The sequence below is a fragment of the Tardiphaga sp. 841_E9_N1_2 genome (genome assembly GCF_051811065.1).
Lineage (GTDB): Bacteria > Pseudomonadota > Alphaproteobacteria > Rhizobiales > Xanthobacteraceae > Tardiphaga > Tardiphaga robiniae.
The window spans coordinates 3,417,011-3,438,976 of the sequence record NZ_JBPWQC010000001.1 but is presented as its reverse complement, the minus strand read 5'-3'; the positions used below and the strand labels follow the sequence as shown (position 1 = coordinate 3,438,976).

Sequence of the window (21,966 nt, the reverse complement as noted above, 5' to 3'; positions counted from 1 at the left end):
GCGACGCTGTGCGGCCGGTCTGATCATCGGAGCCGCTCCGCAAGATCGGTGAGTAGCGCGTCGAGCGCGCTGGTCTCGCTGGCGACGCCGAAGACGTAGTGGTCGGGCCGCACGATTGCGGCGCGACAGTCGTGACGGTCGAACCATGCGGCGAGAACGCCGTCCTCTTCAGTAAGTACGTCATCGGCGGCGGGGCCGATACGAATTGGCCTGATGTCCAGCCGAGTCATGATCGCTTGCAGGTCGGGACCGGGCTCCAGTTCGTTGCGCATATCGAGCACAAGCCGCCATCCGGTGCCGGCGACGCTATCGAGACGGCGCCGTCCTTCTGCGGTCCTGATCCATGGCTGTGGAAACAACGTGCCATGCGCTGCGCAAAGCGGGAACGCCAATAAACCAGTCTGCAATGGCGGCACGATTTCCTGACGGGTGATGGTGCGGGGTTGGCCGCCGCCCTCCGCAAGAATGCGCTCGTCGCGTGCTGCTGCGGCGTCGGGATCGCGTTCGCAGATTACATGGCCGATGGCCTTGATGTGGGAAGTGAGCTGGCGCACATGCTCGCCGCGCTCCTCGCCGTAGCTATCGAGCAATTTTGCATTGGATTGTCCGCGGAGTACGCGGTCGAGCTTCCAGACGAGATTGCCGACATCGCGGATGCCCTGGCACATGCCCTGGCCGATGAACGGCGGCTGCTGATGCGCGGCATCGCCGGCGAGGAAAATGCGGCCGCGTCGCCATTCCTGCGCGACCAGCGCGTGAAACCGGTAGCTTGCAGCACGCCACAGCGTGGCATCATCGGGCGTAATCCAGCGCGCGAGCAATCGCCAGACCTGCGCGGCCGTTTCCATCTCGCGCGGATCTTCGCCGGGCAGCAGCATGATTTCGAAGCGGCGATGATTGCCGGGGCCGATGATGAAGGTCGTGGGCCGCGACGGATCGCAGAATTGCGCGGCGGTCTGCGGCAGTTTGCTGAGGGAGGCGTCGTTGACCTGAAGATCGACGACAAGCCAGGGCTCATCGAAGACAAGATCCTCGAATGCGATGCCAAGCTGTTGCCGGGTGCCGCTCGATGCGCCGTCGCAAGCGATGACATAGTCCGCGGTGACATCGCGCGTCGTACCGCGACCGTCGCGCAAATGCAGTGTCACACGATCGGTCGATTGTTCGAAGCCGAGCAGTTCGGTGCCCAGCTCGACCTCGACGCTGTCATAGGCCGCGGCATGTTCGCGCAAGGCAGCTTCGACCGGCGGCTGCGTGAACACCATGCTGGGTGTGTAGCCGAGCGGATAAGGCTCCGCGACCATGTCGATGCGGCGGATCAGCTGCCCTTTGGCGCCGAAATGTTGGGAGGCGGGGAACGGAGCAACGTAAGGCAGCACGCGCTCTGCAGCGCCGAGATTGTCGAGCAGGCGCAGGATCTCATGATCGATCGCGATCGCACGCGGCTTGTCATAGACCTCTAGCTGACGGTCGATGGCTAGCGTGCGGATGCCCAAGTCGCCAAGGAGACTGGCCGCGACGGCGCCCGATGGGCCGTGACCGATCACGACAACCTGGAAGTCGTTCTGTGGCCGTTCGGATGAAAGTGTCACGCGGCACTCCAGTCAGCATAGGGAACCGCGGTCTGTGCCGCCTTGACGTGATCGGCCTTGGGCGGGGCGATGCCCCAGTGATCGGTGCGGCCGGGTGGCCAGACCCATTCCGACGGGCCGCGCACGACATAGCTGTCATCGACCTGCAGAACTTCGGCGGTATATTCGATGACGATCCCGACCGGATCGATGAAATAGGCAAACACATTGTCGCCGGGGCCGTGGCGGCCGACGCCCCAGGCAATGGGAAATCCGGCATCGATCATGCGACCCGAGCCCCGCATCACCGCTTCGAGATCCGGCATCAGGAAGGCGACGTGATTGAGCCCGTTCACGGCAGCGTCGGCGATGACGATGGCGTGGTGGTCGCTGTTGCAGCGAACGAAGGCCATGATCTTCGAGCGGTCGGTGAGACGAAAGCCGAGGGCCTTTTCGTAGAACGCGGCGAGATCATCGACACCGGTGCTGTTGATGTTGACATGCGCGAGGCGTGTCGGCCGGTTGGCCGATGACGGAGCTTCGGCATGTTGCAGGTCGCCATGAATGAAGCGCAGTACGCCGCCGTCCGGGGCGCGGATGGTCATCAGTGTGCCCCCATCTGGCGCCGGATTTAGTGCCGGGCCGGAGAGCAGCGTGGCGCCGTGTTTCACCGATGCTGCGGCGACCGTGTGGAAATCGGCATCCGAATGCAGCCGGAACGTAATGGCCCTCAGCGCGGGGCGATCGCCCTGCTGCAAGGCGACGACATGGTGATCGGTGCCGCTGGCCCGCAAGTAAGTGACGCCTTCGTGGCGCGTCACGAGGTCGAGTCCCCACACAGATGTGTAGAACTGCTCGGATCGCTGCAGGTCGGGCGTGTCGAGATCGACACTGCGCAGGGCTGTGATCGGGAAATGGGTCATTGCGAAGCCTGCTCGTCAAGGCCGAGGAAACGTCTTGCATTGGCATGAAGGACGAGATTGCGCGTCGCCTCGTCGCCGATCGCTGATGCGGCGCGCGTTGCCGGCGCGCGATCGTGAAATGCGAACGGGTAGTCTGTGCCGAGCATGATCTGCGTCGCGCCGAACTTGGCGATCAGATGCAGCAGCGTCGGGTCGTCATAGACCAGCGCGTCGTAATAGAGCCGGCGTGCCTGCAAGATCGGCGATTCCTGGATGCTCTCCTGCAGCACAGGAAATACCTGATATCCCTCCTGAAGCCGCGGCAGCAGCGAGGCGAGCGTGCCGCCGCCGTGGCTGAACGCCATGCGCAGGCGCGGGTGGCGCAGCAAGAGGTTCGAGGTGATGACGGATGCCGCGGCAAGGCCGACATCGGTCGGATAGGCCAGTACCTGCTGCAACTGCGCGGGGCCGACGAGGCGATCCATGCCGCAAGGCCGCAGAGCATGGACGAACACCGCCATGTCGAGCTTCTCGACCTCGGCGAAGAATCCGTCGAAGTCGGGAGACCCGATCGGCTTGCCGTTGATGTTGCTGCCGATCTCGATGCCCGCAAAGCCGAGTTCGTGCTTCAGCCGATGCAGCTCGGCAATGGCGCGGTCGATGTCCTGCAGCGGTACCGCGCCGAGGGCGACGAGGCGGCCACCGGAATGCATGACCATCTCGGCCATCTGGTCGTTGATGTAGCGGAGGAGATCATTCGCCGCTGCGGGCTCCATCCAATAGGACAGTAGCTCCGGCATCGGCGAAATGGCCTGCACGCCGAGTCCCATCTCCGCCATATCCGTGACGCGCTTGGCGACATCCCAGCAGCGATCCGACACCGTGCGATAGATGCGGCCGGCCATCATCACATGCTTGTGGCAGGGTTTGGCATCCGCCATCGACGGCCAGTCGGCCGGCACCGCCGCGCCCAGGTAGGAAGGGAAGGAGGACGGCACGACATGTGCGTGGACATCGATCCCGCAGCTGCATGGGGAGATGGCGCTCATAGGCACTGTGATCGGGCAATGCGCGGCTGGACAGTTGCGAAAACTGCCGATGCCTCAGGCGCTTGCTGAGCCTTGCCAAACATTGTCGCGCCTCCCGCCAGTCATCTCTCAGGACCTTGGGGAACTAATATCTATAGAAATCGGCTCGTACAATAAAAATTTATAGATTTTTCTGAAATCAGAAAAAGTGTATAGAAATCGAAGCCGACAGGCAGATGATTCCGGGATTGAAGCACGTGGACACAACCTCACTGGAATTGGCTTCGCCGCCGTCCTCGACCCAGGCCAGCACGGTCTATGACCGGTTGCGGGAGGACCTGCTGTCCGGACGGCTCGAGCCGAGCCGGAAACTCCAGATGCGTTTCCTGACCGAGCTGTATCAGACCGGTCAGACGCCGCTCCGCGAGGCGCTCAACCGGCTGACCGCCGATGGTCTGGTGGAGTGCCGCGAGCAGCGCGGATTCTATGTCGCGGATATCAGCCGCAGCGAACTGGCCGAACTGACCAAGACCCGGTGCTGGGTCGAGAGTCTGGCGCTGCGGGAATCCATGGCGGCCTCGACGCCGCAATGGGAGGAGCAGCTTCTGCTCGCGCAACATCGCCTCGGGCGAACCCCGCGCTCGCTCAATGCCGAACACTTCGAAGACAATCCGGAATGGGAGCGGCTGCACCGCGTCTATCACCGCACCTTGATCGGGAATTGCGGTTCGCAGTCTCTGATCGCGTTCTGCGGACAACTCGCCGACCAGCTCTACCGCTATCGGCGTCTGTCGATCCGCAAGGCCTTCCCGTCACGCCATGTGACGGACGAGCATCAGGCGATCATGACTGCAGTTTTGAGCGGCGATGCGGACCACGCCGTGGATCTGCTCACCGCGCATTACAGGCAGACCGCTGAAGTCATTCTCCAGGACAAGCAGATCTTTTCTGAACTGCATGAGGGCGAAGACGCGGCATCGTAGCGGGCACGGACGCAGGCCGAGCAAGCACCTCTGCGGACATGAAAAAGGCCTCGCGACGCATGCAAGGCCTTGGAAACATGTCTGCAAGATTTGGTAGGCAGAAAATTTGGTAGCGAGGAGTGGACTCGAACCACCGACCCCAGGATTATGATTCCCGTGCTCTAACCAACTGAGCTACCCCGCCACGGCATCCGGAGGGGACAAATTGTCCCCTGGCGAATGCGCGGCATATAAGAAGTCGAGGGACTCGATGTCAAGCAAAGTAGCGCCTCAAATCGGTGCCTGAATAGATGTTCCCGCAACCCGGCCGCCGATTTGGAGATCGGGCAGCTATCGCCGCCCGATCAGGCACTTATGGCCACGTCTAGCCGCCGTCGAAGGCCTTTTTCAGGGCGGCCAGATCGAGCTTGACCATGCCCATCATGGCCGTCATGGCACGCTTGGCGCCCTCGCCATTCTCGCTGGCAAGCATTTCAGTAAAGCCGTTCGGCACGATCTGCCAGGGCACGCCCCAGCGGTCGTTGATCCAGCCGCAGGCATTTGCCTTGCCGCCATTTGTCAAAATGGCGTCCCACACACGATCGACTTCGGCCTGGTCTTCGCAATGGATGGTGAAGGACACGGCCGTGCTGAATGTGGCGGGGCTGCCGCCATTGAGGCCAATGAAGCTTTGGCCGGCCAGCGTGAAGCCGACCACCAGCACGTTGCCTGCTTTGCCGCCGGGATAATCGATCGGGGCGCGCTGCACGCGATCGATGGAGGAATTGGGCACCAGCGAGCAGTAGAATCTGGCGGCTTCCTCGGCCTCGGTCTCGTACCAGATGCAGGGTGAGATCTTTGACATCGCTGCTATCCCTCTCTCGATCAGGCCTGAGCCATCGCAGATTGCGCGGCGGCCATGTCCATCCACATCACTTCCCAGATGTGACCGTCGGGATCCTCGTAGCTGCGGCCATACATGAAGCCGAAATCCTGCGTGGGTGTTGGATCGGCGCTGCCGCCCGCACCCACGGCCTTCTTCACGAGACCATCGACTTCGTCGCGGCTGTCGGCGGAGACGCAGATCAGCACTTCGCTCGAGGTCTTCGCATCGACGATCTTCTTCGAGGTGAACTGGCGATATTTGTCATGGGTCAGCAGCATCGCGTGAATGGTGTCGGAGAACACCATGCAGGCGGCGGTGTCGTCGGAGAATTGCGGGTTTTTGGTCGCGCCGACCGCTTCATAGAAGGCGACCGCGCGGGGCAGGTCGGTGACGGGCAGGTTGACGAAGATCATTTTGCTCATCGGATGAACTCCAGTGGGTATGCGTTGTGAGTGTTCTCTTGGCGATTGTCCCGCAAAGGACGGTTGGCCCGGCCGCGATCCGACATCGGCTCCAAAATTCTTTCGATATTTTTGCCGGCGGAATTTTTCTCCCCTGCGATCAATATTCTAGCCCGGCGATCTCCGCGTGCAGACGGAATGTCGCATGGCTCATCCCGATTGCGAATTGCGGCGGCGGTGAAATCATCGTTGATTGCCAAAGACGCAAGACGCGTTCGCAGTCAGGTTCGAAACATGTCCTTTTCCTGGGTTTGTTCCGGGCTAGACTGAACGACAATAAAAATACAGCCGGTCCGGGCATCACCCCCGGAATCGCAGAGGGAGAAACACATGTTGCAACGCAATCGCCTTGCTATGTCCGCTGCTGTCGCGCTCATCGCGGCCGCCACCCTGTTCAGCGGTGCAGCCCAGGCGCAGGACTATCCGACCAAGCCGATCACATTGATCGTGCCATGGCCCGCCGGTGGCTCCACCGACATCTCGATGCGCGCAATTGCGGACGCGGCGTCGAAACACCTCGGTCAGCCGATTGCCATCGACAACAAGGGCGGCGGTGGCGGCACGGTCGGCCCGGCCACCATGGCGGCGGCTGCGAAGCCGGATGGCTACACCATCTCGCAGATTCCGATCACCGTGTTCCGCCTGCCGCTGATGCAGGACGTGTCGTGGAATCCGGACAAGGATTTCTCCTACATCATCCATCTCACCGGCTACACCTTCGGCATCACCACCAATGCGGAGTCGCAGTTCAAGACCTGGAAGGACGTGGTCAATTTCGCCAAGGCCAATCCGGGCAAGGTGACTTACGCGACGCCGGGCACCGGCACATCGCTGCATGTCGGCATGGAGCAGATCGCCGCCATGGCCGGCATCAAGCTGACGCAGGTGCCATTCAAGGGCGGCGCTGAAACCAACGCTGCGGTGCTCGGCAATCACACCATGCTGCAGGCGGATTCCACCGGCTGGCGGCCGCTGGTCGATGCCGGCAAGCTGCGTCTGTTGATGGTGTGGACCGACAAGCGCTCGCCGAATTTCCCGGATGCGCCGACGCTGAAGGAAAGCGGCTATCCGATGGTCTATGACTCGCCATTCGGCATTGCCGGGCCAAAGGGCATGGATCCGAAGATCGTCGCCAAGCTGCATGACGCCTTCAAGAAAGCCATCGAGGATCCTGCCGTCATCGCGACGCTGGCGAAATACGACATGGTGCCGAACTACAAAAACACCGAGGACTACAAGAAATTCGTTGTCGAGGTCACCAATTCAGAGCGCAAGGTGATCGAGGGAATCGGGTTGGGCAAGAAGCCGAATTGATCGTCGAATAACGACGTCAGGCGCATGCGATGGGGTTCATCGCATGCGCCTTCATTTCATGTCGATGTCCCGGGACAGAAACGATGACTGATCAAACCCGCCCGCCATTCCGGCTCAACAATTCAGAACTCTGGACCGGCGTGCTCGGCATTGCGCTTGGCGTGTTCGTCATTCGCTCCGGCCTCAAGCTGAAGCTCGGCACCATCAACGATCCCGGCTCCGGCTTCATGCTGTTCTACATTGGCCTGCTGATGTGCGCTTTCGCGCTCACCATCATTCTTGCTTCGGTAACCGAAGGCGGACCGACCTTTGGCTCGCGGTGGGAAGGTGCAAGCTGGGGCAAGCCGGGCGCGATCATCGTCATCCTTTCGGCCTATGCTTTCGCGCTCGAACCGCTCGGCTTCCTGATCTCGACCATTCCGTTGATGCTGCTGCTGTTGCGCGTGATCGATCCCGTGCGCTGGACGCTGGCGATCCCACTCGCGGTGCTGGCGCCTGTTGGTGTGTGGTGGGTGCTGAAACGTGGCCTGCTGATCCAGTTGCCTTCGGGCATGTTTGAAATCGGCTGACGGGAAACACGGATCATGGATGTTCTCGTCAATGTCATGCACGGCTTCGGCGTCGCGCTGCAGCCCGTCAATATTCTCTACTGCTTCATCGGCGTCTTCATCGGTACCCTGGTCGGCGTACTGCCCGGCATCGGGCCGATCTCGGCGATGTCGCTGCTGCTGCCGGTGACTTTGTCCGGCACGCCGGAATCCGGCATCATCATGATGGCCGGCATCTATTACGGCTCGATGTATGGCGGCTCGACCACGTCGATCCTGGTCAACATCCCCGGCGAGGCGGCCTCCGTCGTCACCTGTATCGACGGCCACCAGATGGCGAAGCAGGGCCGTGCCGGTCCGGCGCTCGGCATCTCCGCGCTCGGCTCCTTCATCGCCGGAACTTTTGCGCTGGTGATGCTGATGCTGGTGGCGCCGTCACTCGCTTCGGTCGCCATTGCCTTCGGCCCCGCGGAATATGCCAGCCTGATGGTGCTCGGCTTGGTCGTGCTGACCTTCCTGACACAAGGCTCGATGGCCAAGGCGCTGCTGATGGCCTGTATCGGCATCGTACTTGGCCTCATCGGCCTCGACAGCATCACCGCGCAGCCGCGGCTGACCTTCGGCCGGATCGAGCTGATCGATGGTATCGGTCTCGTGCCCGTGGTGATGGGTCTGTTCGGGCTCGGCGAGGTGCTGCTCAACACCGAGCAGGTGATCAAGCGCGACATCATCAATGCCAAGATCACGCAGCTATTGCCGAACAAAGAAGACTGGAAGGCCAGCGCCGGGCCGATCGGGCGCGGTACCATCCTCGGCTTCTTCCTCGGCATCCTGCCGGGCGGCGGTGCCGTGGTCGCGTCCTTTGCGTCCTATGCGCTGGAGAAGCGGCTGTCGAAACATCCGGAGCGCTTCGGTCATGGCGCGATCGAAGGCGTTGCCGGACCTGAGGCAGCGAACAACGCGGCCGCCGGCGGTGCGTTCATTCCGCTGATGACCCTCGGCATCCCGCCGAACGTGGTGATGGCGCTGCTGCTCGGCGCTTTCGTCATTCACGGGCTGCAGCCCGGCCCGCTGCTGATCACGCAGAACCCCGGACTGTTCTGGGGCATCGTTGCCAGCATGTATATCGGCAACCTCATGCTGCTGGTGCTGAACCTGCCGCTGATCGGCATGTGGGTGAAGCTCTTGAAGCTGCCTTACAACGTGCTGTTCCCGCTGATCATCCTGTTCACGATCATCGGCGTCTATTGCAGCAGCAACAATGTGTTCGACGTCTATGTCATGATCGGCTTCGGCGTGATCGGCTACTTCATGCGCAAGTTCGGTTACGAGCCCGCGCCGCTGGTGCTGGCCTTTGTGCTTGGTCCGCTGCTGGAGAACAATCTGCGCAAATCACTGATCCTGTCGCAGGGCAATCTCATGACGTTCATCGAGCGGCCGATCTCGGCGGCTTGTTTGCTGCTGGCAGTGGTGCTTCTGATCGCGCCGCTGCTGCCTGCACTGCGCAAGAAGCGCGAGATGGTCGCGCTCGACGAGGGCGCGTAGCCGGGAGGCATTTTTCATGGACACCGAACTGGCCAGGACATTCCTTGCTGTTGTGAGCGCCGGGAATTTCGTAACTGCGGCGGACAAGCTCCATGTCACGCAGTCCACGGTCAGCGCGCGGATCCAGACGCTGGAGCAGTTGCTGCGCGTGACGCTGTTCGTCCGCAACAAGGCCGGCGCGACGCTGACACCCGCCGGCCGCCAGTTTCAGAAACACGCGTCCACGCTGGTGCGAACAGTGGAACATGCGCGGCAGGATGTCGGCATTACGAAAGGCTTCAGCGGTACGCTGACCGTCGGCGGTCGCATCGGGCTGTGGGAGGAGCATCTGCTCCACTGGCTGCCGCTGATGCGCGCGAAACATCCGGATATCGCGATCCGCGCTGAGAGCGCTCTCGAAGCCGAATTGATGCAGGGCCTCGTCGAAGGCAGGATCGATATCGGCGTGATGTATACGCCGCAGAGCCGGCCTGGCCTCAAGGTCGAGCAGTTGTTCGATGAGCAGCTCATTCTGGTCTCGACGAGCACGCACAGCGCGCCGGAGCCGCAGTCGGGTTACGTCTATATCGACTGGGGCCCGGAATTCTACGCACGCCACATGGCGCTGTTTCCGGATTTCGCCGGGCCATCGCTCACCGCCAATATCGGTTGGCTCGGGCTGCAGCATGTGCTGGAGAATGGCGGCTCCGGATATTTCCCGCGCCGCATCGTTGCACCCCAGCTGAAGGCTGGGCGGCTGCATGCCGTCGCCGATGCGCCGGAATTCTCGATGCCGGCCTATGTCGTCTATCCCGGCGATCGCGACGATGCGATCATCGCCGAAGCGGTCGCACTCATGCATCGCCTCGCGCGTGACGCGGCCAACAAAAAGCCCGTGCCTGCAGGGCAGGCGAGGGCGCCGAAACGTCCGGAAAGGCGGACGTGATGCGGGGGGCAGGCGCGGCTAGGTGCCGGACGGATATCCCGATGTCGCAACGATGGCCGCGATCTGATCGGCGCTATGCCGGGAGCGCTTGGTGGCTGTCAGGCGTGCGATGATCGCCGCTGCAAAGGCGAACAGCGCGAGAGCGACCGATACGTCGGGGTGGATGATCGTTTTCATGGTCGGCTCCTGCACGATCGAGGGGCGGCATCGCTCCTCGGGTTCCTTCGAGCCTAGGACTGCTATAAATTTTGACAACCGAATATTATTGACGCTTGCAATCGGATTTATCGATTTTAAATCGACCCGAGCCGAATGACACCCGATCGTCTTGCACGACGTCGCGCTGCTGCGCCTTCGGCACGCCGTTCAGGTCGCAGCAGATAGTTGGCAGGGCTCCGGGCATCGCCGTCAGTCCATCGATTGAAGGAGATCGCTGCAAGAAGGATGTGGCCATGTGCGCGCACAGCCATCAGCGCTGCGCGCGATTCAAACCGCGTGTGGAAAACAGGATATCGCGATGTGCGATGAGACAGAGCGGGCGATCGATGTGATCGCAAGCGTCCGCGTTGCATTCGGACAAGGCCGCCGCGCCTAACGCATGCGATGGGATGCAATTGATTCAATGCGAGGACGAACAACGCGCGCTCGACAAATATCAGCCGCAGATTCGTCCGATTAAAGATTCACGCTCCGGCGAAATGAGTGGGGGCTGCATCATGGCGTTTGTCGGACCTGAATTTCCCATCAATTCCACCACCGCCAATGACCAGGCGGGCGCAACCCAAACGCTGTTGTCCGACGGACGTATTCTTGTCACATGGACGGCGACGGACGCCAGCGGTCATCAGCCGCATACAATTCAGGGCCACTATTTGTCGGCGGACGGTACGCCTCAAGGACCTGATTTTCAGATCACGATCGATCGTAGCGGGGATCCGGGAGCGCCTTCGGTCACCGCGCTCTCCGACGGCCGCGCCTTTGTCGCATGGCAGTCCTATATCGCCGCCGACAATGTCACCGAAGTTCGCGGCACCCTCATCGATGCGGAGGGGCATCCCGTTGCAGATATGGTGGTCAATTCATCAACTGCGATTTCGCCGCAAATGCCTTCCGTCACGACGCTTGCCGATGGCCAGATCTTGCTGACCTACGTGTCCGCAGACGGCGGGGATCCGAAATATCTCGGCGATATCCGCGGGAGGATCCTCCACGACGACGGGACCGTTGCTGTCGACGACTTCACCGTGAATACGACCACTTGGGGTACGCAATATGATCCAAAGGTGACGGCGCTGCCCGACGGGCGGGCGTTCGTCACATGGAGGTCGTACGATCCGGACGAGGGGCGCTACAACGTTTCCGGCCAGTTCGTGAACCCCGATGGCAGCGCGAGCGGGCCGGACTTTCGCATCGTGCCGGGAGCCCAGTTCAATCAGAGCGACGCGTCTGCCGCGGTTCTCGCGGATGGACGCATTCTCGTGGCCTGGACCGCGCAGGAACCGGATGGTGACAGCAACATTCATGCGCGCCTGCTGAACCCGGACGGATCCGTGGTTGTGTCCGATAATATCGTCAATGCGAATTTTGACGGCGGTCAGGATTCCCCGTCGATCGCCGCACTGCCGGATGGTCGCGCCGTCATCATCTGGCACGCCACCGATCCCGTCACCGGAGCCAGTGATCTCTATGGTCGCCTGCTGATTCCGGGCGCTTTCCCGATCGGCAACGATTTCCTCGTTAATTCGGCAGGTGGCCTGGCGGAAACCGGACCGCATCTCCTGACATTGTCAGATGGACGTATTCTCGCGACCTGGACCTCGTTCGAGCAGGGACCGGCTGCAGACGACATCCACGGCCGCATCATGTCGTTCAACACGATCGCGAATGGTACGCCCGGCGATGACGTGCTGCCCGGCACCGCGGATAACGATATCATTCACGGCGGCGATGGTCGCGACACAATACATGGTGCGGCGGGAAACGACGTCCTGCATGGCGACGGCGGCAACGACTTTCTCTACGGCGATGCGGGCAATGATTTTCTATTCGGCGGCGATGGCGACGACCGTATGTGGGGCGGTGACGGCAATGACATTTTCGTCGGCGGCAAGGGCGCGGATGCTTTCGCCGGCGCGGCCGGCATCGATACGGTGCGCTACGAGACATCGTCTGCCGGTATTCATGTCGATCTGACACTCGGTACGGGCAGCGGTGGCGATGCGGCCGGTGACAGTTTCAGTTCGATCGAGATCGTCATTGGTAGTCGCTTCGACGACACGTTGATCGGCGACGGTGCCGCCAACACGTTGTCAGGCGGCAGCGGCAAGGATGTGCTGGACGGTCGCGCCGGCAATGACGTGCTGGATGGCGGCGAAGGCAACGATGCGCTGACCGGCGGCGCCGGCAATGACATCCTGCACGGCGGTGCCGGTAACGATCAGCTTTGGGGCAATGCGGGTGACGATATCCTCGCCGGCGGCGCAGGTGCCGATGTGCTTGCTGGCGGCGCCGGCAACGATACGGCGGACTACAGCACGTCCATCGCCCAGGTGAATATCAATCTGGCGACAGGTGTCATTCAATGGGGAGATGCCGAAGGTGACCGGCTCAGCTCGATCGAAAATCTGATCGGGAGCGGGACTATGGACCTGCTGACGGGTGACGCAGGCGACAATCGGATTTCCGGTGGCGGCGGGAACGATCTGATCGATGGTGGCGGCGGAAACGATAGTCTTGATGGCGGCACCGGCAACGATACGCTCACAGGCGGGCTCGGCGCCGACATCCTGACCGGTGGAGCTGGCGCGGACAGTTTTGTATTCAAAGCTGTGCAGGACAGTCTGCCCGGAGCTGCCGATCAGATCACCGACTTTTCGTCGATCGTCGCAGACACGGCCGACTGGATCGATCTGTCGGCAATCGATGCCAACAGCAAGGCCGCCGGTGATCAAGCGTTCGCCTTCGTCGGAAGCGCCGCTTTCACACATATCGCCGGCGAATTGCGCTTCGCCGATCATCTTCTTCAAGGCGATGTCGATGGCGATGGTGCGGCCGACTTCGCGGTTCAGGTGAACAGCGCTGTCTTGAAGGCAGGTGACTTCGTCTTGTGATGTCCGCGATGTGAGTGTCGTCGCGCGGCCACCGGCGTCGCGGCCGCTTTCGCGTTACGCTGCGGTCGACGTCCGCGACGTGACGCCCGGCATCAGCTGAAACGGTTGCTCGATCACGATGCTCGGGCAACCCAGCGACGCCGCGACCTGGCTGGTCGAGGCGACCACCGCATGGTCGATCTGCGAGCCGGGAATCTGGGCCACGATCAGTTGCGCGATGCAGAGCTGTTTGGTGCCGCGCAGGTCTAGATCGACCCGGTAGGCAAACAGCGCATGGACGATGTCGCGCCGGTCGCGGATCACGATCAGCCCGTTGTCGCCGCCGTCGGCATCGGTTCGCCGGCGCACGAAATCCAGCCATGTGTCCAGCGTAACGCTGGCATCGTGCAGATAGACGAGCGGATAGGCCGCGCGAGCGTCCGCCCAAGCCATTGGTTGCGCCTGATATTCCTCATTCATCGCCGGATTCCCGCATGGCCTGCGAAATTGGCGGGGATGGGCTGGTTCGGCATTGATATGGGTCAAAGCGTCCACGATTGATCCATGTCAAATGGTGTAGAGTGATTTTCAAGACCTGCCACATATGACCAAACCGAAGATGGACAGTGCCATGACCTTCGCGGAACCAGCGGCCGAGACCTGTGCCGGAGAGCGCGACTGCAAGCACGGCCGCAGCACCAACGGCTGCGACGATTGCAAGGTGCGCCTGTTCAGCGTCTGCGGCGCATTGGAACCGGCGGAACTCGACGAGCTCGATCGCCTCAGCCAGGTCAAGAATTTCCCGGCCAAGGCCATGCTGTTCGATCAGGGCGCGCTGGCCGGTAGCGTGTTCAACGTGACCGAAGGCATCGTCCGGCTCTACAAGTCGCTGCCCGATGGCCGTCGCCAGATCGTTGGCTTTGCGCTGCCCGGCGACTTTCTCGGCCTTGCGCTGATGGACCGCTATGGCGTCGCCGCCGAGGCCGTAACGCCGGTGCGAGTCTGCCGTTTCTCCCACGCCCAGTTTCTCAGCTATGTCGACGGCAAGCCGCATCTGCTGCGCCGCCTGCATGAATTTGCCGGCCATGAACTCAGCCTTGCGCAGGACCAGATGCTGCTGCTCGGTCGCCGCACGGCTGACGAGAAGGTCGCCGCCTTCCTGCTGAACCTGCAGGCGCGCTATGGCCGCATCGGCGCGATGTCGGTCAACGTGCCGCTGCCCATGAGCCGCCAGGACATCGCCGACTATCTCGGCCTGACCATTGAAACCGTCAGCCGCACGCTGACCAAGCTCGCCAAGGAAAAGACCGTGCTGGTGGTGCCCGATGGCGTGCGGCTGCTGTCCACCGACCGGCTGGATCAGCTCGCCGCGGCGTAATGCGGCTCTGCATTTTGATGCAGCTCAAGGTGAGCGTGTCCTGCCGCGCTCACACTCTTCTCCGTCACTCAAGGAGAAGAGATATGCCTTTCGACAGTATGCTGGTCGCCGCCGCCGTGGTCACGATGTTCGTCTGCTTCGCGCTGCCGCTGGCCTGGGTCTCGCGCCGAACCTTCGGGCATTCCTGAGCACTTCGGCAGCCTGCCGATGCCCCTCATAACCGGCTGATTTGTCCTCCAAAACATGCCATGAGTCCTGACCCCGGCGACGGTTGCGCCGCGTCTGGGCTCTTGTGTGTGCGAAGGAGAACAAATGGCTGCTCATGTGAGTCCGCTGGCCGGCAAAACCATCGATCCGTCCCTGCTGGTCAACGTGCCTCGGCTGGTGACGGCCTATTTCGTCGGCAAGCCGGATCCGTCCATCCCCGCCCAGCGCGTCGCTTTCGGCACCTCCGGCCATCGCGGCTCCGCGCTCCATAATTCCTTCAACGAGAACCACATCCTCGCCGTCAGCCAGGCGATCTGCGATTACCGCAAGGGTGCCGGCATCGACGGCCCGCTCTTCATCGGCATCGACACCCATGCGCTGGCTGAACCGGCACTGGTCAGCGCGCTGGAAATCTTCGCCGCCAATGGCGTGCATGTGCGGATCGACCAGGATGACGGTTATACGCCGACGCCAGTGATCTCCCACGCTATCCTCACCTACAACAAGGGCCGCTCGTCTGGTCTGGCCGATGGCGTCGTGGTCACGCCGTCGCACAACCCGCCGGAAGACGGCGGCTTCAAATATAATCCGCCGAACGGTGGCCCGGCCGATACCGACATCACCGGCATCATGGAGGAAGCTGCCAACGGCTTCCTCGAGAACGACATGGCCGGCGTCAAGCGCATCCCGATCGCGCGTGCGCGCAAATCCGAATTCGTGAAGCGCTATGATTTCATTACGCCCTATGTGACCGACCTCGCTGATGTCGTCGACATGGAGGCGATCCGCGCATCAGGCGTCAAGATCGGCATCGATCCGCTCGGCGGCGCCGGTGTGCATTACTGGCAGCCGATCATCGAGCGATACAAGCTCGATGCGACCATCGTCAATACCGCGATCGATCCGACCTTTCGCTTCATGACGCTGGACTGGGACGGCAAGATCCGCATGGACTGTTCATCGTCCTATGCGATGGCCAAGCTGATCGGCATGCGCGACCGGTTCGACGTCGCTTTCGCCAACGACACCGATGCCGACCGCCACGGCATCGTCACCCGCACCGGCGGCTTGATGAATCCGAACCATTATCTGGCCGCGTCCATCGACTATCTGTTCGCGCACCGTCCGAACTGGCGCAAAGATGCGGCGGTGGGCAAGACCATCGTCTCCAGCGCCATCATCGACCGCGTGGTGAACAAGCTTGGCCGCAAGCTCGTCGAGACGCCGGTCGGCTTCAAATGGTTCGTGAACGGTCTCGTCGATGGTTCGTTCGGCTTCGGGGGCGAGGAAAGCGCCGGCGCCTCGTTCCTGCGCAAGGACGGCACGGTGTGGACCACCGACAAGGACGGACTTATTCTGGGCCTGCTCGCTGCGGAGATCACCGCGGTGACGAAGGAGAATCCGAGTCAGCGTTTCGAGAAGCTCACGCAAGAATTCGGCGTGCCCTATTACGAGCGCATCGACGCCGCGGCCACGCCCCAGCAGAAGAATGTGCTGAAGAAGGTCACGCCGGAGCAGATCGGCATGACCGAGCTCGCCGGCGATGCGGTGACCAAGACCGAGAGCAAGGCGGCCGGCAACGACCAGTCCTTCGGTGGCATCAAGGTCTCGACCGCCAATGGCTGGTTCGCCGCGCGTCCGTCGGGCACGGAGGACGTTTACAAGATTTACGCCGAGAGCTTCCGCAGCGCGGATCATCTCAAGCAGATCCAGCACGATGCGCAGGCGGCGATCGGCAAAGTGTTTGCCAAGTAATTCCACACGCAATCACAAACTCGTCGTTCCGGGGCGCGCGCTTCTTCGCGCGCGAACCCGGAACCTCGTGGTGTTTGGCGCGATCAGAGATTCACAGAATGAGGTTCCGGGTTCGCTCGCAAGAGCGAGCGCCCCGGAACGACGAGTATGTTTCTCAATGCCCGCTTGTCCGCCACCGCAGCAGGCGCTGCTCGACGATCGACATCGCCAGCGCGGTGACATAGCCGATCACGACGAGCAGGATCACGCCGGCGAACAGATCCGGCGAACGAAACGCGCGCGCGGAGAGCAGCACCCAATGGCCGAGGCCGTCGAGGCCGGCGAGGATTTCGCAGACCACCGCCAGGATCAGCGACACGGTCAGGCTCAGTCGCATGCCGGAGATGATGTCGGGACTGGCAGATGGCAGAGCTATCTTGAAGATCACCGCGAGGCGCGACATGTGCAGCGAGCGCGCGACCTCATAGAGACGCGGCTCTACTGCGCCGAAGCCGTGGACGGTCGCAAGCAGCATCGGCCAGATTGCGCCGAAAGCGATGACGAACAGGGCCATGCCCTGGGTCAGCCCGAACAGAGCGATGGCGACGGGAATGATCGCCGATACGGGCAGGGGCCGCAGGAATTCCAGCGACGGAGCGACATAGCTGCGCATCGCCTTGGACGAGCCGATCATGGCGCCGAGTGCGATACCGACGACCGATGCGACCAGCCAGCCATAGAACATGTGTTCGAGGGTGCCGATTGTCTTGTCCAGCAACGTGCCATTGCTGAAGCCGCGCATCAGCGCGGCCCATGCGCGATCGGGGCCGGGGAGGAACACCGGCGAGACCAGTTTCAGATTGGCGATCAACTGCCATAGCGCGATCAGGCCTGCAGCAACGGCGAAGCTGGCAAGGCGCCAGAGGGTGAGTGCCCAGTTCATCGGACCTCTCCCGCCAGCGCTGCGGGACCAAACAGATGCTGCTGCGCTGCCAGCAATCCGGCATTGAGTGCATAGCCGATCAGGCCGATCCATAGCAGATAAGCGAGCATCAGGTCCGGGCGCAATGCTTGTTGCGCAATCATGATGCCGGCGCCGAGTCCGATGGGATTGATCGCGATCTCCACGGTGACCGCGACGATCAGCGCGATGCCGGCGGCGAGGCGGAAGGCGAGAAAGATGCGCGGCAGTGCTGCGGGAATGATGATCTTGCGGACGCGGTCGCCTGGCGATAGCCGCAGCGCGCGGGAGACTTCGATCAGTCGCGGCTCGATGCTGCGCACGGCAGCGCGGCTGAGGATCAGGATCGGCCACACACAGGCAAAGGCGACGATCACAATTTCCATGCGATAGCCGAAGCCGAGCGCGATCAGCGCGATCGGTAGCAGCGCGATGGAGGGGATCGGCCGCAGGGATTCGATGGTGACTTCCATCAGCCGATCCAGCGGCTGGAAGATACCGAGTGCAATTCCGAAGAACAATCCGATGGCGCCGCCGACCACGAGGCCGGCAAAGGCCGAAGCCAGCGTATCGCGTGTGGCTGCCAGGATCGAGCCGTCGCCGAACGCCTGAAACAGCGCCAGCACCACGGCGCTCGGCGGTGCCAATGCATCGCTGTGGATATCGACAGAGCGCGCCCAGATTTCCAGCGCGATGAGCAGGCTCATCGGAAGGATCGCCGCTTTCAGGCGCTCGGACCTCATGCTTCCGATGCCTTGATGAAGTCGAACAATTCGCGGCGCAACCGCAGGAATTCCGGGTTCTCGCGCGTGGTCAACTGATCGCGCGGGCGCGGCAGGTTGATCTTGAGATCGATACCGATGCGGCCGGGATGCGGCAGCAGGCCGACGACGCGGTCGCCCAGATAAATGGCTTCTTCGAGATCGTGAGTAACGAAGATCACCGTAGCCTTGCTGGCATCGAGCAGCGACAGGACCTCGTCCTGCAGGCCCTGCCGTGTCATGGCATCGAGCGCGCCGAACGGCTCGTCCATCAGGAGCGCTTTCGGTTCCTGTGCCAGACATCGCGCGATCTGCAGCCGCTGCTGCATGCCGCCGGACATCTCGGCGGGATATTTCCCGGCGTGATGGGGCAATCCGACTTTCTTCAGCAACTCGTCGATGCGGGCGGGGCGTTGTGCCTTCGGCATGCCGATGGTTTCGAGCGCCAGCGCGATATTGCCGGCGGCGGTGCGCCATGGCAGCAGTGCCTTGCCGTAATCCTGGAACACGATGGCGACATCGCGCCGTGGCGCGCGCATCGGCTCGCCGTCGAAGCTGACATGTCCGGATGTCGGTTGGTACAGGCCGGCGGCGAGGCGAAGCGCCGTCGTCTTGCCGCAGCCGGAGGCACCGATGATGCAGAGGAACTCGCCGGGCTTCACGTCGAGGGTGACGTTTTCGATGATCGTCTTGCCGCCGAGATCCAGCGTGACATGGGAAAACGTGATCTGCGACTTTTCGAGTTGGGCCGGTGGGATGTCCTTGCGGAGGGCAATGGATGTCATCGCGCTCAATCTCCCTGTCCGGGCGGATAAACGTAAGCGAGCGTCGAGTGCAGATGCGACGTCAGCATGGCCTGCGCAGCACCAGTCTCGCGCGCAAGCACGCGATCGGCCAGAAGCTGATGGGCCGCGACAAAGCGGCTGCCGCTGTCGAAACCGCGCATCATCACCCGGCGGTAGCGATAGGCCTGATCGTAGAGCTCCGAATGCGCGGCGAGCAGGCGCTGCGATCCGCAGGCCGCCAGCAATGCGGTGTGAAATCCCTTATGGAGCTTGTCAAAATCCGGCGCGCCTTCGCGGAATTCATCGCCGGTCCGGTCGATATGCCTGCGCATCTGGTGAAGCGCGCCGAGGATGCCAGCCTCCCAGGCATCGTCGCCATGTTCGATGGCCAGCCGCAGCGCCTCCATCTCCACCACGCTACGCATTCGTGTGATGTCGGCCAGATCCTCCCGGCTGATGTCGGCGACGCGAAAACCGCGCTGGCCGATGCCGATAATGAGGCCGCGTGAGATCAGGCGTGACAGTCCTTCGCGCATCGGCGTGGCGCCGATCTCGTAACGCTGCACGAGATCGACGATGCCAAGCCGCGTGCCTGGCGCGAGATTGCCGGCAATGATGTCATGCTGGAGCAATGTCGCTGCACGTTCGCTCAGCGTATCCGAGCCGGATACATCGATTGGACTGCTAAGGGGCTGGCCCGCCATTCAGTTTGACCTATTTCAGAATCAGTTTGTTGAGATCGAGTTTGGTCTCCAGCATTTTCTGCGAGGACATGACGTCGATCCACCATGCCAGTTGCTCGGGCTTCAGCACCGGCTCTGACTTGTTCGGCGGCGATGCCTTCACCAGTTCGATGGTCTGTTTGGTGAATTTGGCAATCGCGGCTGAGGTCTTGTCTTTGTCGCTGTTCACGATCGCCGCACCTTCGGCGATGGCAGCGCGAAATTTCCTGACGGTGTCGGGATTCTTCTCGGCCCATTCGCGCGAGGCCGCATAGAAGATGATCGGCTCCGTGCGCTCGAGTTCCGACGCGTAGCGTGCGCCGATGCTGCCGCTACCAGCCGCCAGCATGCGCGATACCGTCGGCTCGGCGGTCAGCACGGCATCGACACCGCCGGACTTGATGATGTCCGGCATGGTCGGGAAGGTCACTTCGACGAAATTGACCTTCCTGGGATCTACACCCTTGTCGACCAGCCATTTGACGAACAGCACGTGAAGAAACGCACCGAGGCCCGGTGCGCCGACCTTCTTGCCGATGAAATCCTTCGGCTCCTTGATCGTGATGCCGTTACGCACGAAGGCGGTGATATTGGCGTTCGAGGTCGGGCTCATCACCGTTGCGCCGGCGACCGCGACGAGATCGAGGCCGCCGTCGGCAGCCTGCAGGAAGACGGTGGAGGTCGGACCGCCGATCTGGATCGAGCCGGACAGAATGGCCGCCGGGATATTGGAGTTGATGCCGATGGGAATCATCTCGGCATCGAGCCCGTGCTTCTTGAAGATGCCTTCATCGACCGCGACCATCGCCGAGGCGCAGTCTGTTGTTGCAGTGCAACCAATCTGGAGCTTGGTCTGGGCATGCGCGGTGCTCGTCACAGCGAGCGTGGCCAATAGGGCTGCCACCGTCCACCTGGTCATGGTCGTCTCCCTCACCCGAGCATTTTTCGATCGTGAAGCAATCTTTGCGATCGCCTCTTGTTTATCGATATTTTTTTTGATCATATATTTTATCGAAAAACAAGCAAGTGGGAGAACGCTCGTGAAGCTCGCGACATTTCGTGCCGGCGGTCAGCAGGATGGCCAAGCCAGGGTCGGTATCGTTCACGCCAACGATACCAAGCTGTTCGATCTCGCCGGCGCCGCGGCCCGCGATGGAGGCAATCCGGCCTTCGACTCGATGCTGGCGCTGATCGATGCCGGTGAGGCTGCACTCGATGCGGCGCGCAGTGCCTTCGAGAAACACGGCAACGACGCCTCGCTGTCCGTGAATGTCGCCGGTACAGACATTCTTGCGCCATTGCCCGAGCCGCGGCAAATGCGCGATGGCATGTCGTTTCCGCTGCATATCCGGCAGTCGCCGCGTGGCCAGTTGAAGCTGGCCGCCCGTGCGAAGGGTGACATGGAAGAATTGGCACGGCTGGAAGCCGAGCCGCTCGGCGAATTGCCCGAAGTGTATCGCCGCCAGCCGATCTACTACATCACCAATCGCTTCAGCGTACGCGGCACCAACACCACGGTGAAGTGGCCGCGCTACAGCAAGGTGATGGACTACGAACTCGAATTCGGCATCGTCACCAAGACCAAGGGCGCCAATATTTCTGCGGCCAAGGCGAAGGATCACATCTTCGGCTACACCATCTTCAACGATTTCTCTGCGCGCGACGCGCAGCGGTTGGAGATGGAAGGCCGGCTCGGCCCGGCCAAGGGCAAGAGCTTCGACGGCGGCAATGTGCTGGGGCCGTGGATTGTCACGCCGGATGAGATCGGCGATCCCTACAGACTGAAGATGGAATGCCGCGTCAACGGCAAGGTGCGCTCGTCCTCGACCAGCGAGGGCATGTTGTTCTCCTTCGAGGAGATCATCGCCCATGTGACGCAGGACGAGACGCTAATGCCCGGCGAATTCATCGGCTCCGGCACCGTCGGCAACGGCTGCGGCCTCGAACTCGGCTGGTATCTCGAACATAATGACGACATCGAGCTCGAGGTCGAGAAGATCGGCGTGCTGAAGAACAAGGTCGTGCGGCAGGACGTGTAGTTCACCTCCGCCACATACTGTCATTCCGGGGCGTGCGTGCATCTTGCACGCGCGAACCCGGAATCCCCGCATGTTTTGCGCCGAACATTTCGAGATTCCGGGCTCGGTCCCGTCGCCTCCGGCGCCGGCTCCGCCCCGGAATGACGAG

The 21,966-nt window shown here is 62.0% G+C and carries 21 protein-coding genes and 1 tRNA gene; 9 read left to right on the top strand and 13 right to left on the bottom strand.

Annotated features, from left to right (window positions below; translation table 11 throughout):
• Positions 1-23 precede the first annotated feature (23 nt).
• From mhpA to AB8A50_RS16550, 3 genes are read right to left on the bottom strand one after another with little or no spacing between them, the layout of a single operon-like run.
• On the bottom strand, positions 24-1,592 hold the full coding sequence (gene mhpA, locus AB8A50_RS16560) for a bifunctional 3-(3-hydroxy-phenyl)propionate/3-hydroxycinnamic acid hydroxylase MhpA (protein ID WP_439078338.1): 1,569 nt from the start codon (positions 1,590-1,592) through the stop codon (positions 24-26).
• Positions 1,589-2,494: a VOC family protein gene (locus AB8A50_RS16555; RefSeq protein ID WP_439078337.1), complete on the bottom strand. Its 906-nt coding sequence runs from the start codon at positions 2,492-2,494 to the stop codon at positions 1,589-1,591. The genes mhpA and AB8A50_RS16555 overlap by 4 nt, the downstream gene beginning before the upstream one ends.
• The gene (locus AB8A50_RS16550) at positions 2,491-3,522 is read right to left on the bottom strand and encodes an amidohydrolase family protein (protein ID WP_120287103.1); all 1,032 of its coding nucleotides are present in this window, start codon (positions 3,520-3,522) and stop codon (positions 2,491-2,493) included. Before AB8A50_RS16550 ends, AB8A50_RS16555 begins: the two co-directional genes overlap by 4 nt.
• Positions 3,523-3,758: 236 nt before the next feature.
• On the opposite strand from AB8A50_RS16550, the gene AB8A50_RS16545 reads away from it, so the two are divergent.
• Positions 3,759-4,484: a GntR family transcriptional regulator gene (locus AB8A50_RS16545; RefSeq protein ID WP_374725611.1), complete on the top strand. Its 726-nt coding sequence runs from the start codon at positions 3,759-3,761 to the stop codon at positions 4,482-4,484.
• Positions 4,485-4,591: 107 nt separating this feature from the next.
• Here AB8A50_RS16545 and AB8A50_RS16540 read toward each other — a convergent pair.
• The 3 genes from AB8A50_RS16540 to AB8A50_RS16530 form a co-directional block, all read right to left on the bottom strand.
• A tRNA-Met gene (locus AB8A50_RS16540) sits at positions 4,592-4,668 on the bottom strand.
• A 180-nt stretch (positions 4,669-4,848) separates the two neighbouring features.
• Positions 4,849-5,328 (bottom strand): VOC family protein, encoded by a 480-nt coding sequence (locus tag AB8A50_RS16535; RefSeq protein WP_089265928.1) that lies wholly within the window; start codon positions 5,326-5,328, stop codon positions 4,849-4,851.
• A gap of 20 nt (positions 5,329-5,348) precedes the next feature.
• Positions 5,349-5,771 (bottom strand): VOC family protein, encoded by a 423-nt coding sequence (locus AB8A50_RS16530; protein ID WP_093757095.1) that lies wholly within the window; start codon positions 5,769-5,771, stop codon positions 5,349-5,351.
• A 393-nt stretch (positions 5,772-6,164) separates the two neighbouring features.
• Here AB8A50_RS16530 and AB8A50_RS16525 point away from each other — a divergent pair, with 393 nt between their 5' ends.
• From AB8A50_RS16525 to AB8A50_RS16510, 4 genes are all read left to right on the top strand, one after another.
• Positions 6,165-7,124, top strand: coding sequence for a tripartite tricarboxylate transporter substrate binding protein (locus AB8A50_RS16525; protein WP_439079987.1), 960 nt, complete (start codon positions 6,165-6,167; stop codon positions 7,122-7,124).
• A gap of 83 nt (positions 7,125-7,207) precedes the next feature.
• Positions 7,208-7,693 (top strand): tripartite tricarboxylate transporter TctB family protein, encoded by a 486-nt coding sequence (locus AB8A50_RS16520; protein ID WP_439078336.1) that lies wholly within the window; start codon positions 7,208-7,210, stop codon positions 7,691-7,693.
• Positions 7,694-7,708: 15 nt separating this feature from the next.
• The gene (locus tag AB8A50_RS16515) at positions 7,709-9,217 is read left to right on the top strand and encodes a tripartite tricarboxylate transporter permease (RefSeq protein ID WP_309943462.1); all 1,509 of its coding nucleotides are present in this window, start codon (positions 7,709-7,711) and stop codon (positions 9,215-9,217) included.
• Between the two features lie 16 nt (positions 9,218-9,233).
• Positions 9,234-10,142 carry a LysR family transcriptional regulator gene (locus tag AB8A50_RS16510; RefSeq protein WP_439078335.1) on the top strand — a complete coding sequence of 303 codons (909 nt, stop codon included), beginning with the start codon at positions 9,234-9,236 and terminating at the stop codon, positions 10,140-10,142.
• 18 nt (positions 10,143-10,160) lie between these two features.
• On the opposite strand, the gene AB8A50_RS16505 is transcribed toward AB8A50_RS16510, so the two are convergent.
• Positions 10,161-10,319 carry a hypothetical protein gene (locus tag AB8A50_RS16505; RefSeq protein WP_170849580.1) on the bottom strand — a complete coding sequence of 53 codons (159 nt, stop codon included), beginning with the start codon at positions 10,317-10,319 and terminating at the stop codon, positions 10,161-10,163.
• A gap of 539 nt (positions 10,320-10,858) precedes the next feature.
• Between AB8A50_RS16505 and AB8A50_RS16500 the strand changes: the two genes are divergently transcribed.
• A complete protein-coding gene (locus AB8A50_RS16500; protein WP_439078334.1) occupies positions 10,859-13,252 on the top strand; it encodes a calcium-binding protein in 2,394 nt (797 codons plus the stop codon).
• Positions 13,253-13,306: 54 nt separating this feature from the next.
• Here AB8A50_RS16500 and AB8A50_RS16495 read toward each other — a convergent pair whose 3' ends face one another.
• On the bottom strand, positions 13,307-13,684 hold the full coding sequence (locus tag AB8A50_RS16495; RefSeq protein WP_439078333.1) for a hypothetical protein: 378 nt from the start codon (positions 13,682-13,684) through the stop codon (positions 13,307-13,309).
• A 151-nt stretch (positions 13,685-13,835) separates the two neighbouring features.
• On the opposite strand from AB8A50_RS16495, the gene AB8A50_RS16490 reads away from it, so the two are divergent.
• Both AB8A50_RS16490 and pgm read left to right on the top strand, forming a co-directional pair.
• On the top strand, positions 13,836-14,609 hold the full coding sequence (locus AB8A50_RS16490) for a Crp/Fnr family transcriptional regulator (RefSeq protein ID WP_439078332.1): 774 nt from the start codon (positions 13,836-13,838) through the stop codon (positions 14,607-14,609).
• A gap of 312 nt (positions 14,610-14,921) precedes the next feature.
• Positions 14,922-16,571, top strand: a complete 1,650-nt coding sequence (gene pgm, locus AB8A50_RS16485; protein WP_439078331.1) for a phosphoglucomutase (alpha-D-glucose-1,6-bisphosphate-dependent) — start codon at positions 14,922-14,924, stop codon at positions 16,569-16,571.
• Between the two features lie 154 nt (positions 16,572-16,725).
• Here the strand turns inward: pgm and AB8A50_RS16480 are convergent, their stop codons facing one another.
• From AB8A50_RS16480 to AB8A50_RS16460, 5 genes are read right to left on the bottom strand one after another with little or no spacing between them, the layout of a single operon-like run.
• Complete coding sequence (locus AB8A50_RS16480) at positions 16,726-17,493, bottom strand: ABC transporter permease (protein ID WP_439078330.1); 768 nt, start codon at positions 17,491-17,493, stop codon at positions 16,726-16,728.
• A complete protein-coding gene (locus tag AB8A50_RS16475) occupies positions 17,490-18,218 on the bottom strand; it encodes an ABC transporter permease (protein WP_439078329.1) in 729 nt (242 codons plus the stop codon). The genes AB8A50_RS16480 and AB8A50_RS16475 overlap by 4 nt, the downstream gene beginning before the upstream one ends.
• A 32-nt stretch (positions 18,219-18,250) precedes the next feature.
• On the bottom strand, positions 18,251-19,057 hold the full coding sequence (locus tag AB8A50_RS16470) for an ABC transporter ATP-binding protein (RefSeq protein ID WP_439078328.1): 807 nt from the start codon (positions 19,055-19,057) through the stop codon (positions 18,251-18,253).
• 5 nt (positions 19,058-19,062) lie between these two features.
• The gene (locus AB8A50_RS16465) at positions 19,063-19,761 is read right to left on the bottom strand and encodes a GntR family transcriptional regulator (protein ID WP_439078327.1); all 699 of its coding nucleotides are present in this window, start codon (positions 19,759-19,761) and stop codon (positions 19,063-19,065) included.
• A 10-nt stretch (positions 19,762-19,771) separates the two neighbouring features.
• Positions 19,772-20,698 carry an ABC transporter substrate-binding protein gene (locus tag AB8A50_RS16460; RefSeq protein ID WP_439078326.1) on the bottom strand — a complete coding sequence of 309 codons (927 nt, stop codon included), beginning with the start codon at positions 20,696-20,698 and terminating at the stop codon, positions 19,772-19,774.
• A 121-nt stretch (positions 20,699-20,819) separates the two neighbouring features.
• On the opposite strand from AB8A50_RS16460, the gene AB8A50_RS16455 reads away from it, so the two are divergent.
• On the top strand, positions 20,820-21,818 hold the full coding sequence (locus tag AB8A50_RS16455) for a fumarylacetoacetate hydrolase family protein (protein WP_439078325.1): 999 nt from the start codon (positions 20,820-20,822) through the stop codon (positions 21,816-21,818).
• Positions 21,819-21,966 lie beyond the last annotated feature (148 nt).